Origin of the sequence: Streptococcus sp. 1343 (assembly GCF_013277355.1) — a bacterium.
GTDB lineage: Bacteria > Bacillota > Bacilli > Lactobacillales > Streptococcaceae > Streptococcus > Streptococcus pseudopneumoniae.
Genome location: NZ_VMMT01000041.1, coordinates 1 through 13,848, shown reverse-complemented (window position 1 = coordinate 13,848; position 13,848 = coordinate 1). Strand labels below are relative to the sequence as shown.

The 13,848-nt window shown below is 40.8% G+C and carries 13 protein-coding genes and 1 pseudogene; 3 read left to right on the top strand and 11 right to left on the bottom strand.

Annotated features, from left to right (window positions below):
- Position 1: 1 nt before the first annotated feature.
- From HT709_RS06400 to HT709_RS06365, 8 genes are all read right to left on the bottom strand, one after another.
- Complete coding sequence (locus tag HT709_RS06400) at positions 2–1,060, bottom strand: ABC transporter permease (RefSeq protein WP_054388252.1); 1,059 nt, start codon at positions 1,058–1,060, stop codon at positions 2–4.
- The gene (locus tag HT709_RS06395; RefSeq protein WP_023936662.1) at positions 1,053–2,588 is read right to left on the bottom strand and encodes an ABC transporter ATP-binding protein; all 1,536 of its coding nucleotides are present in this window, start codon (positions 2,586–2,588) and stop codon (positions 1,053–1,055) included. The genes HT709_RS06400 and HT709_RS06395 overlap by 8 nt, the downstream gene beginning before the upstream one ends.
- A 142-nt stretch (positions 2,589–2,730) precedes the next feature.
- Positions 2,731–3,783: a BMP family protein gene (locus HT709_RS06390; RefSeq protein ID WP_023936660.1), complete on the bottom strand. Its 1,053-nt coding sequence runs from the start codon at positions 3,781–3,783 to the stop codon at positions 2,731–2,733.
- Between the two features lie 89 nt (positions 3,784–3,872).
- On the bottom strand, positions 3,873–4,262 hold the full coding sequence (locus tag HT709_RS06385; protein ID WP_000246089.1) for a cytidine deaminase: 390 nt from the start codon (positions 4,260–4,262) through the stop codon (positions 3,873–3,875).
- Positions 4,249–4,911, bottom strand: a complete 663-nt coding sequence (gene deoC / locus HT709_RS06380) for a deoxyribose-phosphate aldolase (RefSeq protein WP_023936658.1) — start codon at positions 4,909–4,911, stop codon at positions 4,249–4,251. The genes HT709_RS06385 and deoC overlap by 14 nt, the downstream gene beginning before the upstream one ends.
- Before the next feature lie 19 nt (positions 4,912–4,930).
- The gene (locus HT709_RS06375) at positions 4,931–6,208 is read right to left on the bottom strand and encodes a pyrimidine-nucleoside phosphorylase (RefSeq protein ID WP_023936656.1); all 1,278 of its coding nucleotides are present in this window, start codon (positions 6,206–6,208) and stop codon (positions 4,931–4,933) included.
- Positions 6,205–6,795, bottom strand: coding sequence for a class I SAM-dependent methyltransferase (locus tag HT709_RS06370; RefSeq protein ID WP_138700239.1), 591 nt, complete (start codon positions 6,793–6,795; stop codon positions 6,205–6,207). The genes HT709_RS06375 and HT709_RS06370 overlap by 4 nt, the downstream gene beginning before the upstream one ends.
- A 191-nt stretch (positions 6,796–6,986) precedes the next feature.
- Positions 6,987–7,391: a hypothetical protein gene (locus HT709_RS06365; RefSeq protein WP_000698105.1), complete on the bottom strand. Its 405-nt coding sequence runs from the start codon at positions 7,389–7,391 to the stop codon at positions 6,987–6,989.
- Between the two features lie 199 nt (positions 7,392–7,590).
- Here HT709_RS06365 and coaA point away from each other — a divergent pair, with 199 nt between their 5' ends.
- From coaA to HT709_RS06350, 3 genes are all read left to right on the top strand, one after another.
- Positions 7,591–8,511 carry a type I pantothenate kinase gene (gene coaA / locus HT709_RS06360; protein WP_000180513.1) on the top strand — a complete coding sequence of 307 codons (921 nt, stop codon included), beginning with the start codon at positions 7,591–7,593 and terminating at the stop codon, positions 8,509–8,511.
- Positions 8,512–8,578: 67 nt separating this feature from the next.
- Positions 8,579–8,815: a 30S ribosomal protein S20 gene (gene rpsT, locus HT709_RS06355; protein ID WP_001274000.1), complete on the top strand. Its 237-nt coding sequence runs from the start codon at positions 8,579–8,581 to the stop codon at positions 8,813–8,815.
- 52 nt (positions 8,816–8,867) lie between these two features.
- On the top strand, positions 8,868–9,380 hold the full coding sequence (locus HT709_RS06350; protein ID WP_000684198.1) for a DNA topology modulation protein: 513 nt from the start codon (positions 8,868–8,870) through the stop codon (positions 9,378–9,380).
- 94 nt (positions 9,381–9,474) lie between these two features.
- On the opposite strand, the gene deoD is transcribed toward HT709_RS06350, so the two are convergent.
- The 3 genes and pseudogenes from deoD to HT709_RS12185 form a co-directional block, all read right to left on the bottom strand.
- On the bottom strand, positions 9,475–10,185 hold the full coding sequence (gene deoD / locus HT709_RS06345) for a purine-nucleoside phosphorylase (RefSeq protein WP_000022091.1): 711 nt from the start codon (positions 10,183–10,185) through the stop codon (positions 9,475–9,477).
- Positions 10,186–10,945: 760 nt separating this feature from the next.
- Entirely contained in the window at positions 10,946–11,866 is a 921-nt protein-coding gene (locus HT709_RS12190) for a thiol-activated cytolysin C-terminal domain-containing protein (RefSeq protein WP_283225753.1), read from the bottom strand.
- Positions 11,858–13,672: pseudogene (locus HT709_RS12185) on the bottom strand (discoidin domain-containing protein); the annotation flags it as partial. The gene HT709_RS12190 and the pseudogene HT709_RS12185, both read right to left, overlap by 9 nt.
- Positions 13,673–13,848 lie beyond the last annotated feature (176 nt).

The window sequence follows — 13,848 nt, the reverse complement described above, 5'->3', positions numbered from 1 at the left end:
TTTACTTACCTCCTTTAACTTGTTTTTTTGGTTTGACAAAGCGTTCGATAAGGTAATGAACACTGACAAAGAAGATAATAGACGCTGTTACAATGCTGACAAGCTCAGATGGTACCTGTGCCGCATTCATACCAGGAGCTCCAACTTGGAGAACACCAAATAAAAAGGCTGCAAAGAGAATACCAATTGGTGAGTTGGCCGCAAGCAGACTAACCGCCATCCCGTTAAATCCAACAGCCAATGACGCCCCCTGAACATAGACATTCTGGAAGGTTCCAAGTCCTTCAACAGCTCCACCAAGACCAGCCAAGGCACCTGAAATAATCATTGAGAGGATAATCGTTCTTTTTGCAGAAATACCAGCATATTCTGAAGCATGTGGATTAAGACCAACCGCACGAATTTCAAAACCAAGGGTTGTTTTCTTGAGCATAAACCAAATGACTGCAACGGCAATGAGAGCAAAGAAAATACCAATATTCATCCGTGAGTTACCAGTCAATTCAGATAACCAAGGTGTCTGATAGGTTGCATTAGCCCCGACACGAATGGTCGAATCTGTACTTTGCATGAATTCTTTAGGAAAGGCATGGATAAAGGCATTCCCTACATACAAGACAATGTAGTTCATCATGATGGTGACGATAACCTCTGACGTCCCTAGATAAGCTCTCAGAATACCCGGAATCGCTCCGACAATCCCACCAGCAATCAAGGCAATCACGATGGTTGCTAGAATCATCAAGGGACGGGGCATATCTGGATGCGACAGGGCAAACCAACCACTTAAAATCCAACCTGCCAAAGCCTGACCAGGAAGCCCAACGTTAAAGAAACCTGCACGACTGGCAACAGCAAATCCAAGACCAATCAAGACCAAAGGCCCCATTGCACGGAAGATTTCTCCAATCCCACGCAGGCTACCAAAGGCTGTATAGAACAATTCTTCGTAGCCCCAAATAGCATCATAGCCGAAGATCCACATGACAATGGCTCCAAGTAAAATTCCAAGGAAGACAGAGATCAAGGGAACCGAAATTTGTTGTAATTTTTTAGACATCACTCTTCTCCTTTCCCAAGTTTCCACCAGCCATCAAGACACCAAGTTCTTGTTTATTGGTTGTTTCTGGTGACACAATACCTTGAATCTTACCATCATGAATAACGGCAATACGGTCTGAGACGTTTAAAATCTCATCCAATTCAAAGCTGACAACTAGAACAGCCTTACCATTATCACGCTCTTCAATCAAGCGCTTGTGGATATATTCAATGGCACCGACATCCAACCCACGAGTTGGCTGGCTGACGATAAGGAGATCAGGATCACGATCAATTTCACGAGCAATAATTGCTTTTTGTTGATTTCCTCCTGAAAGTGCAGCTGCAGGAACAAATTCACTGGCAGCACGAACATCAAATTCTTCCATTAGCTTTTTAGCATAAGAAGTAATATTTGAATAGTTCAAAATTCCATTTTTACTATGTGGTTCTTTGTAGTAGGTTTGAAGGGCAATATTTTCAGAAATCATCATCTCTAAAATCAAACCATCACGGTGACGGTCTTCTGGAACGTGCCCAACACTTAGCTCTGTAATTTGTCGTGGATGCAAGCCTACAATTGAATCTCCTTTTAGCTCAATGCTACCAGATTCAACCTTGCGAAGACCTGTGATGGCTTGAATCAGTTCAGACTGACCATTTCCATCAATCCCCGCAATTCCAACAATCTCTCCAGCACGAACATCCAAGGACAGATTTTTCACAGCTGGGACACCGCGGTTTTCATTGACCACCAAGTCTGTAATAGACAAGACCACTTCTTTTGGTTGAGAGGCTTGTTTCTCCGTTTTAAAGGAAACAGAACGTCCCACCATCATTTCTGCCAAATCAGCATTGGTAGCCCCTGCAATTTCGACGGTTTCAATTGATTTCCCACGACGGATAACTGTAACGCGGTCAGAAACTGCGCGAATCTCGTCCAACTTGTGGGTGATCAAGATAATTGATTTTCCTTCTTTGACAAGATTTTTCATAATAGCCATCAACTCCTCAATTTCTGATGGAGTCAAAACAGCCGTTGGTTCGTCAAAAATAAGAATATCAGCTCCCCGATAAAGGGTTTTTAAAATTTCTACACGTTGTTGGGCTCCAACCGAGATGTCCGCCACCTTGGCAGAAGGGTCCACAGCTAAGCCATAACGTTCAGAAAGAGCCTTGATTTCTTTGCTAGCTCCAGCGATATCTAGCACACCATTTTTAGTCAATTCACTACCTAAAATGATGTTTTCAGCCACCGTGAAAGCCTCTACCAACATAAAGTGCTGGTGAACCATTCCGATTCCCAAGCCAGCTGCTTTAGATGGGGAGTCGAGGTTGACAACTTGACCGTTGACCGCGATTTCACCACTAGTTGGTTCAAGAAGCCCTGCTAACATGTTCATGAGCGTGGACTTACCAGCCCCATTTTCTCCTAAAAGTGCATGAATTTCACCTTTTCGTAGGTTCAGGTTGATTTTGTCGTTGGCAACAAATTCACCAAACACCTTGGTAATATCACGCATCTCAATGACATTTTCGTGTGCCATGTGCTCTTCCTTTCAGAGTCTTATTTTATTTCAATAAAACTTGCTAGTTTGTATAGTAGCAAGCTTTACTGAGACAAAATGACTTTGTCTCAACTCTTAAAAAGCGGCCGATGGCCGCTTCCTAAGAAATAACTTCCATCCATTATTTTTCAGGAACTTTTACGCTTCCATCAAGGATTTTAGCTTTAGCATCTTCGACAGCTTTTTTACCTTCTTCTGAAAGGTTTGTTACTGCCAAGTCAACCCCTTTATCTTTCAATGAGTAAACGATCACTTGACCGCCAGGGAATTCACCTTTTTCTGCCTTGTTAGCAATATCTTTTACAGTTGTACCAACTTGTTTCAAAGTAGATACAAGAACAAAGTTTGATTCTTTGCCATCTTTAGAAGTGTATTTACCTTCTGCTTCTTGGTCACGGTCAACACCGATAACCCAAACTTTTTCATTTTCAGGACGGCTTTCGTTGAGTGATTTTGCTTCTGCAAAGACACCTGCACCTGTACCACCAGCTACTTGGTAAACAATATCTGCACCAGCTGCGTATTGTGCCGCTGCAATTGTTTTACCTTTAGCGGCATCACCAAATGAACCAGCATAGTCAACTTGTACTTTGATAGATGGGTCTACTGACGCAACACCAGCCTTGAATCCTGCTTCAAAACGAGAGATAACTTCTGATTCCATACCACCTACAAAACCAACTTGTTTTGTTTTAGTTGTTTTGGCTGCGGCCACACCAGCGAGGTAACCTGACTCATTATCAGCAAATGTTACACTAGCAACATTCTTTTTATCTTTAATCACATCATCAATCAAAACATAGTTCAAATCAGTGTGCTCTTCTGCTGCATCTTTAACTGCATTGTGAAGGGCAAAACCAACACCGAAGATTAGGTTGTAGCTTCCAGCAGCTTGTTGCAAGTTGTTAGCATAGTCAGCTTCACTTGTTGATTGGAAGTAAGTGAAACCTTTATCTTTTGCAAGATTGTGTTCTTTACCCCAAGCCTGCAAACCTTCCCAAGCTGATTGGTTGAATGATTTATCATCAACACCACCAGTATCAGTGACGATTGCTGCTTTTGTCTTCACATCAGAAGATGAAGCTGCCTTACGAGAAGAGCGGTTACCACATGCAGCAAGTCCAACTGCTGCCACTGCAACTAGACCAAGGCCTAGCCATTGTTTCTTGTTCATTACTGAACCTCCTAAATAAGATGTGCAACGATGTTGCAAGTATGGATTGGTTGGCCACAAGGACCGTGCCACTCAGAGAGCGACTCAGACTAGTTTAAGTCTGTAAAAGAATATGGAAGTAACTCCCCGACCGTCATCTCGACCGTCGATTTATCTTTTGCGACTAAGGTCACTTTTAGATCTTGTTCAAAAAATTCGACCATTACTTGGCGACAAGCACCACATGGTGAAATCGGTTTTTCAGTTTGACCATAGACAATCAATTCTGAAAATTCTCTTTGCCCTTCAGATACAGCCTTAAAAATGGCTGTTCTCTCACCGCAATTGGTCAAAGGATAGCTAGCATTTTCGATATTCACTCCCGTGTAAACACTTCCGTCTTTGGCTACTAAAACTGCTCCGATAGGAAAGTGAGAATAGGGGACATAGGCATGTTTGCTGGTTTCAATTGCCAGTTCAATCAACTCAGTAGTCGCCATCTGCCAATTCTCCTTTTAAAATGGCTACCCCAGCTGACGTTCCGATACGGGTCGCCCCTGCTTCCACAAAGGCAAGAGCATCTGCATAAGAACGAGCTCCACCAGCGGCCTTGACCCCCATTTCAGGACCAACTGTTTCACGCATTAATTGAACATCTGCCACCGTCGCACCACCAGTTGAAAAGCCAGTAGATGTTTTAACAAAATCAGCTCCAGCTTTTTGAGCTAATTGGCAAGCCACAACTTTTTCTTGGTCGGTCAGCAGGCAAGCTTCAATAATGACTTTCACTAACTTGTCACCACTTGCTTCCACGACTGCGCGAATATCTGACTCAACCAAATCAAGATTACCTGTTTTGAGAGCCCCAACATTGATCACCATATCAATCTCGTCTGCACCATTTTGAATAGCTTCTTTGGTTTCAAAAGCTTTCACAGCTGAAGTTGTTGCTCCCAAAGGGAAACCTACTACTGTACAGACCTTGACATTTGAGTCTTCAAGCCCTTTTTTAGCATGTTCAACCCAGGTCGGATTGACGCAAACACTGGCAAAATCATACTCCCTAGCCTCAGACAACAAACAATCAATTTGATTTTCTGTTGCATCTTGTTTTAAAAGCGTATGATCGATATATTTATTTAATTTCATATTCGGATTCTCCTGCGGTTTATGAGATGATTTCTATAATTTCTCGTAAACTTTGCACCCTATCATTTATTTTAACATATTTTTGAAAATCTGTAACTAGCTGAGGAGAAATTTTTCCATTTGTGTATACTTTTGCAACAATTTCTCCCTTTTGAACGGAATCTCCAACTTTCTTTTCAAAAACAATTCCTGTTTCATAGTCCAAGGCATCAGACTTAACTGCACGACCAGCACCCAGTCTCATAGCATAAAGTCCAAATTCCATTGCTGGAAGAGCTGAAATGACACCCGTTTCCTGAGCAGGGATTTCCACCACATGGGCTACATTTACAGGACGATAGAGGTCTTCCAAGTCTCCACCTTGGGCTTGGACCATCTCCTCAAACTTAGTCAGTGCTTGACCATTCTCAAGATGTTGGCGAACTTCTTCAACTGTCTTGTTAACATTTGCCAAACCAAGCATAATTTGAGCCAACTCACATATGAAGTGGGTAATATCCTGACGGCCTTGACCTTGTAAAATCTCCAATGCTTCAAGGATTTCCAGGCGATTTCCAATCGCTCGTCCCAAGGGCTGACTCATATCCGTAATGACTGCAACTGTTTTACGGCCTACTGCTTTCCCTAAATCCACCATGGTTTGAGCCAGTTCACGCGCCTCATCAACCGTCTTCATGAAGGCACCCTCACCGACAGTCACATCTAGCAAAATAGCATCCGCCCCTGCCGCAATTTTCTTGCTCATCACCGAACTCGCAATCAAAGGAATCGTGTCGACAGTTGCGGTCACATCACGAAGGGCATAGAGAAGCTTATCTGCTTTAACAAGCTGGTCTGATTGCCCAATGACAGATACACCAATGTCCTGTACCTGACGAATGAAATCCTCTTGACTACGTTCCACTTGATAGCCCTTGATAGACTCCAATTTATCAATTGTTCCACCAGTATGGCCGAGACCACGACCACTCATTTTTGCTACAGGCACACCGAAGCTAGCAACAAGAGGAGCTAAAATCAAGGTTACCTTATCGCCGACACCACCAGTAGAATGCTTGTCAACTTTCACACCATCAATGGCAGATAGGTCAAACTCTTGCCCAGTCTTGACCATCTTCATAGTCAAATCAGAAATTTCACGAGTCGTCATTCCTTTAAAATAAACAGCCATAGCAAAAGCAGACATCTGATAGTCAGGAACAGTTCCTAACACATAGCTTTCAACTAGCCATTCGATTTCACTCGAAGTCAGTTCTTGACCGTCTCGTTTCTTTTGGATTAAATCAACTGCTCTCATTCTTTCACACTTCTAAGGATATAGTATCCCTTATCTTTTTTGACGATTTCACAATTGCCAAACACTTCCTCCATCTTTGACTTGGCGCTTGGAGCCCCTTGTTTTTTCTGGATAACAATTGTTAAATCCCCACCAGTTTCCAAGAAATCTTTACTTTTCTCAATGATTTCATGAACTACTTGCTTGCCCGCACGGATAGGAGGATTGGAAATGACATGGTCAAATGTGCCTTCAACTTGTTCATAGATGTTGGACTGGAAAATCGTCGCTTCTACTTTATTTCGTTCAGCATTTTGTCGCGCCAAATCCAAGGCACGATTATTGATATCGACCATGGTAACCTGAACGCCATAAGCCTTAGCTAAAGACAAGCCCAAAGGTCCGTAACCACAGCCTACATCAAGGACAGTTTCTCCTTGGTTGACCTCAAGACACTTGAGCAAGAGTTGACTTCCAAAGTCAATCATTTTCTTGCTAAAAACACCCGCATCTGTCAAAAAGGTCATTTTTTCTCCCAATAAGTCCACTCTTAACTCATGAATGTCGTGAGTAGCGTCAGGATTTTCTGCATAATACATTTTACTCATGAAACTATTTTACCATAATTTGACTTAAATTGTAAATCGTTTACAAACTGATAATAAAACGAAAAAGACTGAAGAAAGCTAGCCAAGAAGACCTTTTCTTCAATCTCTTTCAATTATTGGAAACGAATGACAAATCATGTAGGAGCAGATATCTCATAGTCTATTGTCTGTAATTAGGCTCATTTTTATGACTATTGCTTAACCTTCAAATACTTTATTATCAACAAAATTCCCAACAGGATGTTTAGATAAAAGCCCAACTGATAAGTTTGTGTCAGGATTTCCAAACTTGTCCAAAGTCGTATCAAATCTTCTAGCGATCTTCTAGCGAAATAACCCTCTGTCGCAATCCATAGAACTAAAAAGAAATAACTACCAGCAGCAAGCCATTTCGTCCACCGTTTTTTTAGGAAGAAAGCAATCAAAAGCGAACAGATAAAGACAGCTGTTACAATGGCATGTTCCATCAAAAAAGTAAAACCGTAATAGATTTCCACAAAGCGTCTACCATTATCCGCATTGACTCCTTTTATAAAAGGTAAGGCAAAACTTAAAATAAAACAGAGTTCCAATAGGTAACGTTTCAAGATTTTCATAGTACACCTCCTATAAGTTATAAACCCCAAAGCCCCCTTTATAGCTGATAAGTCAGTAGAAAGCAGCTCCTACTTCATCAATAAATTGTTCATCCTCTATCTACTTATATTATATACTATTGACTTACCACATTCAAGAAACCGCTTTATTTTTTTAACTTTTTATGGTATGATAGACAAAATATCTAGGGGAAAACAAATGACCAACGAATTTTTACATTTTGAAAAAATCAGTCGCCAGACTTGGCAATCTTTACATCGAAAGACGACACCTCCTTTGACAGAAGAGGAATTAGAATCCATCAAGAGTTTTAATGACCAGATTAGCTTGCAGGATGTTACCGATGTCTATCTCCCCCTAGCCCATCTCATCCAGATTTACAAGCGTACCAAGGATGATTTGGCCTTTTCAAAAGGGATTTTCCTTCAACGTGAAAGCAAATCCCAGCCTTTTATCATTGGGGTTTCTGGGAGTGTTGCCGTTGGAAAATCCACAACCAGTCGCCTACTTCAAATCCTACTGTCCCGTACACTTACAGATGCTACGGTTGAGTTGGTAACAACTGACGGCTTTCTCTATCCCAACCAGACCTTGATTGAACAAGGGATTTTAAATCGTAAGGGATTTCCTGAAAGCTATGATATGGAAGCTCTTCTCAACTTCTTGGACTGCATCAAAAATGGACAAGATGTGGATATTCCTGTCTATTCTCATGAAGTCTACGACATCGTACCTGAGGAAAAGCAAAGTGTCAAAGCTGCTGATTTTGTGATTGTTGAAGGAATCAATGTCTTTCAAAATCCACAAAACGAACGTCTCTATATCACTGACTTCTTCGACTTTTCCATCTATGTTGATGCTGGAGTGGATGATATTGAGAGTTGGTATCTGGACCGTTTCTTGAAAATGCTGAGCCTAGCCCAAAACGACCCTGATAGCTACTATTATCGTTTTACTCAGATGCCGATTGGGGAAGTGGAGTCCTTTGCCCATCAGGTCTGGACCAGTATCAATCTCACAAATCTACAAAATTATATTGAACCAACCAGAAATCGTGCGGAAGTGATTCTTCATAAAAGCAAGAACCATGAAATCGATGAAATTTACTTAAAAAAGTAATTTTCCCTTGTCAAAACGTAAGTTTTCAGATATAATGGTATAGTTAGTAAATATGGAGGTAAGAACATTGGCAAACATTAAATCAGCTATCAAACGCGCTGAATTGAACGTTAAACAAAACGAAAAGAACTCAGCTCAAAAATCAGCTATGCGTACTGCTATCAAAGCTTTCGAAGCAAACCCATCTGAAGAACTTTTCCGTGCTGCTAGCTCAGCTATCGATAAAGCAGAAACTAAAGGTTTGATTCACAAAAACAAAGCAAGCCGCGATAAAGCTCGTCTTTCAGCTAAACTTGCTAAATAAGAAACAGTCCATAGAGGCTGTTTTTTTGTCTCCAAATAGGAAAAGGTAGAAAATGAAAATTGCAATTATCGGATATTCTGGTGCTGGTAAGTCAACGCTAGCTGAAAAGTTATCTCTCTACTACTCCATCCCAAAACTTCATATGGACACACTCCAATTTCAACCTGGTTGGCAAGACAGTGACCGTGATTGGATGTTAACCGAGATGAAAAATTTTCTCACCAAGCATGAAGCTTGGGTCATCGATGGTAATTATTCTTGGTGTTTTTATGAGGAAAGAATGCAGGAAGCTGACCAAATCATCTTTCTCAATTTTTCACCATTTACCTGTCTCTTTCGAGCTTTTAAGCGTTATCTTAAATACCGGGGAAAAGTCAGAGAAAGTATGGCTAAGGGATGCCCCGAGCAATTCAACTGGGAATTTATTCGTTGGATTCTCTGGGATGGTCGAACAAAAAATGCTAAGGATAGATACCAATATTTAAACAATACTTACCCAGAAAAGATGCGTATTCTCCATTCTCAAGCAGAGATTGATTATTTCTTGCAATCTCTTAAAAAATAGACGATAGAGCAACATTTCATTAAGGTCACAGTATGAACTGAATGACTAAAAAAGGAAGATTTTCATCCAGAAAGTCTTCCTTTTGTGTTCTCTTTTATTCAGCAATCAAGGTTTCTAGACCAACCTTCATCATATCTGTGAAGGTATTTTGGCGTTCTTCTGCAGTTGTGTCTTCGTCTGGATTGACCAAACTATCAGATATGGTCATGATAGCAAGCGCATCAACATGGTGCTGAGCAGCCAGATAGTAAAGAGCTGCTGCTTCCATTTCCACAGCCTTGACTCCCCATTTACCAAGCTCGATGTTCTTTTCAAAGTAGTTTGAATAAAAGACATCAGAAGACAAAACGTTCCCAACGTGGGTGGTCATACCGAGTTCTTTGGCGATATGGTAAGCCTTATCTAGCAAATCAAAGCTAGCGATTTGTGGGAAATCGTACTGTGGCCAGTCATTGCGGATGATGTTAGAGTTGGTTGCAGCTGCCTGCGCCAAAACCAATTCACGGACGTGAACATCTTCATTCAAAGAACCCGCAGTTCCCACACGAATCAATTTCTTCACACCGTAGTCAACAATCAACTCACGCGCATAAATCGAAATAGATGGCATTCCCATCCCAGTTCCCATAACAGATACACGGTGGCCCTTGTAAGTACCAGTGTAACCAAACATGTTACGCACTTCGTTAAAACAAACAGCATCTTCAAGGAAATTCTCCGCAATAAACTTAGCACGAAGAGGATCCCCAGGAAGAAGAATTTTATCAGCAATTTCACCCTGCTGAGCAGCAATATGGATAGACATAATTTATGATACAAAGAGCGACAAGAAAACGACTGAAAATTAGGAATCTGACGAGAAATCCTGATTTTTCAGTCAGATTATCTATTTTCCAAGTTTTCCGCTCGTGTTCAAATCAGAACACACGCTCTACCTTTCTTTATTTTATATTGAGAAAGATACCAAACCCGTCAAAAAGCAAAGGGAAAATAGGAGTTGAGTGCAGTGAGCGATGCTCGCTAGACCAACTATCTTTTTCCCACTGCTTTTAGGGTGGGGTCAATTCCTTTCTTAATTTTGATGATATTGAGAAGATTAGAACGGCTTCAATTCAAACCCGAACTCCCCTTCTCTTCTGAGTTTTTAGAAAAGTTTTCCGCTCGTGTTCAAATCAAAACACGCGCTCTACCTGTCTTTTTTATATTTTATATTGAGAAAGATACCAAACCCGTTAAAAAGCCAAAGGGAAAATAGGAGTGGGGCGCAGTGAGCGATGCTCGCTAGACCAACTATCTTTTTCCCACTGCTTTTATGATGGGTTCAATTCCTTTCTTTCTTAATTTTGATAATATTGAGAAGAGTAGATCGGATTCAATTCAAACCCGAACTCCCCTTCCTTTCTAAGTTTTTAGAAAAGTTTTTCCGCTCATGTTCAAATTAGAACACCTCACTATACCTTTCTGTTTAATTTTGTTCTCTCACAGATAGCTACCTGAGTTCTATTCAAGCTCAGGTAGTACTTTCTTATAAACTAAATCATCTCATTCTTGAATAGTAGGATTTTTTACAAGACATCGTCATCAGAAATCTTAGAATTTAATGTTGTTCCCCAATGGGTAATTTTACGGTGGGGTTGAGCTAAAATTGGTCTGTTTTCATAGATTGTTTGCCATCTATTCCATAGTAGACCTGTCTTTTTCTCAATCTTAATTCGCAGATTTCTCATGTTTCCTTTGATTGGGAGGTTGAGGACAAAACCTGCAGTCTGGTTGCGACCGTTTCCTTCCCAAGAACGACTACGAACAACTTGGTTTCCATCTTTGTCTACTGTAACTTCTTCCCAAGTTATAGAGTAGCGGGCAATATAAGCTCCACTATGTTGAATTGTCAATGTTTTGTCTTTCACAGGCGTTTGACTGATTGGTTGAACTGGCTTAGAAACTTGTGTCGCCGTCTCACCATTCGTAGCGATAAAGCGGAAAACTTCTACTTCTGCAAGACTGAGGGCTTGATTGTTCTTACGTAGTTGCACACGAACACGGCGTCCCAATTTCCCATTTAATTGAACATCCAAGCTCGTTCCGTCAAGTTTAGCAACATACTGTCTAGCAACTTCTTTCCCTTTTTCATCATATAAAATCACATCAAAGTCTGACAGACGTTTAGAAAGCTCTCCATCCCCACGGTTATGAAGGCGAACAAGTCCTACCTGTTCTGTACGACCTAAATCAACTTCCCACCAAGGCTGGTTTTCAAATTTTGTATGGGTAATTGATTGCTGGCTATAACTACTATTGGTATTGCCATCCAAGGCACGACTAGCATCTCCACCAAAATCAGTAGAACTTTGCTTAGCTTGTTTTTTCCAAGCGATATTCTCAGCACGATATACTTGGACTTCTGCAAGACTGAGGGCATTATAGCCTTCTAGCTCAATCCGAACATAGCGCGCTTTTTTATGGTTAATCGCAATTTGTGCTGACACATCTTTAAGAGATGTTATTCGTTTTCTCTCAATTTCTTTACCAGAACTGTCTAACAGAATGACATCAAAGTTTGCCAATCTATCCTGGGCAGTGTCTGTTCGGTTGTAAATATTGATTTGGCGAATGGTTTCTTCTTTAGCCAAATCTACTTGCCACCAAGGCTTAGATTGGAAGTTGGTATGAGTGACAGAATTGTGACCATAGTTACCATCAACTTTGCCATCCACAGCTCTTCTAGCATCTCCTTCGAAAGCTGTCGAACTTTGAGTAACCTGTTTCCCTAAGGTAATATTTTCCATTGGTTCCGCGCTTGGTTGACTAGAAGATTGGGGCAGAGCCTGTTTCTTAAAGAATCGCACTTTATCCAATTTTGGATCACGATAACCATGTTTATCCAAGGTAGTTCGTTTACCAATATTAAAGTTAGGAATATCATTCATTCGACTTTCAAAATAGCCACGAGAACGGTGTTTAAAGCGTGAATTACCTGTAAATGTAACAATATCACGATCGTTATGAATCAAGGGAGTCACAACATTATCATTATCAACCACATAATGCTTAATTTTTCCACTAACAGCTAATTTACGGCTTTCCAAACCAACATCCCAGAAATCATTCTCAGCATTCCAAACCGCTCTGGAAGTAATCACTTTAGGCGCACTGAAAGTCGTCACTTTTCGCAATACATGGTTATAAAAATCAGGATATTTTTGGTAAGCTTCAACCGCTGCAATCTGAGCTAGGTAGCCTCCAAGAGAATGGCCTGTCATATACAACTTGGTAATACTTGTATCCTTGGCTAATTCCCCAACAACCTTGCGGATATCATCCGCTTGCGCTGGTTTATTTCCTCCTAACAAAACAAAATCTGCACTTAAATCTTTTGCATCATTCCGTCTTGTTCCACGTATAGCCAACATGTGCACCGTTCCATCTTTGAGATAAGGAAGGTCGCTCTTGGTCTCAAATAAGAAAGCATCCAAGCCACTATCTGTATGATAGGCTTTTTTCATCTTCCAGAAAGAAGCCAATTCATTGTGCATGAGTTTGTATTCTTGACGGTCAAGATAGAGACTAGGGAAAGGATTCTTATGATCTAAAATTTTCTCAATATAATCATCGTCTCGATAGGCTAACTCCATAAAGAGAAGAGAATCACGGTCTGTGACATACCATTCTTTCTTATTGTCATCTTCTCCATCTGCCAAACCATCCCCATCACTGTCTGCTAGCAAGGGATGACTGTTATATCCTAGATAATCCTTACCATCTTTGTTGTACACATAAAGTTCATCTTTGTTTTTGATGCCATCTTGGTCATCATCCCCTTCCAAATCAAGAACTTTTTCACCGTAGAGAGATTCATCAATCAAATCATTTTCTAAATGCAATTCCCCTTTGGAAATCTTCACCAAATCTTCTGCTGTTAGAGAACGAGTATTTGTTGGTTTTTCTGTCACAGCTTCTTCTTTAGTTTCTTCTACAGGAGCAAGAATAGGTAAGTATTGAGCTGGCTCGGTTATCTCTACTTTTGACTCTTCCCTTTTGTTTTCAAGAACTTCACTTGCTTCCGGAAGCGTTTGAGGAGCTAGTCTTGACTCCTCTCTAAGAGGAGTTTCTAGTTTTGGAGTAGCATTTTCCGGCTCTCTCAATTCCTCCTTAGGATCTAGCACTCTTGTTGCCACTTCAGATGTTACATCTTGCTGTAGTTCATTGGCTGAAATTCCAGCTGGAGCTAGAAATGCAAAGCCGACTGCAACAGATACAACTCCGATACTTAATTTTTTTATGCCAAAGCGCATCATTCGTTGACCAATTTTCATTATTCTTTATCTTTCTTTTCGTTTATTTGTAAGCAGACTCAAGCGAAATCTCCTTGTCCCCTATATAGGACAAGACTGAGAAATTCAGAAAGTAATACTCTTCGAAAATCTCTTCAAACCACGTCAGCGTCGCCTTACCGTAGATATGGTCACTG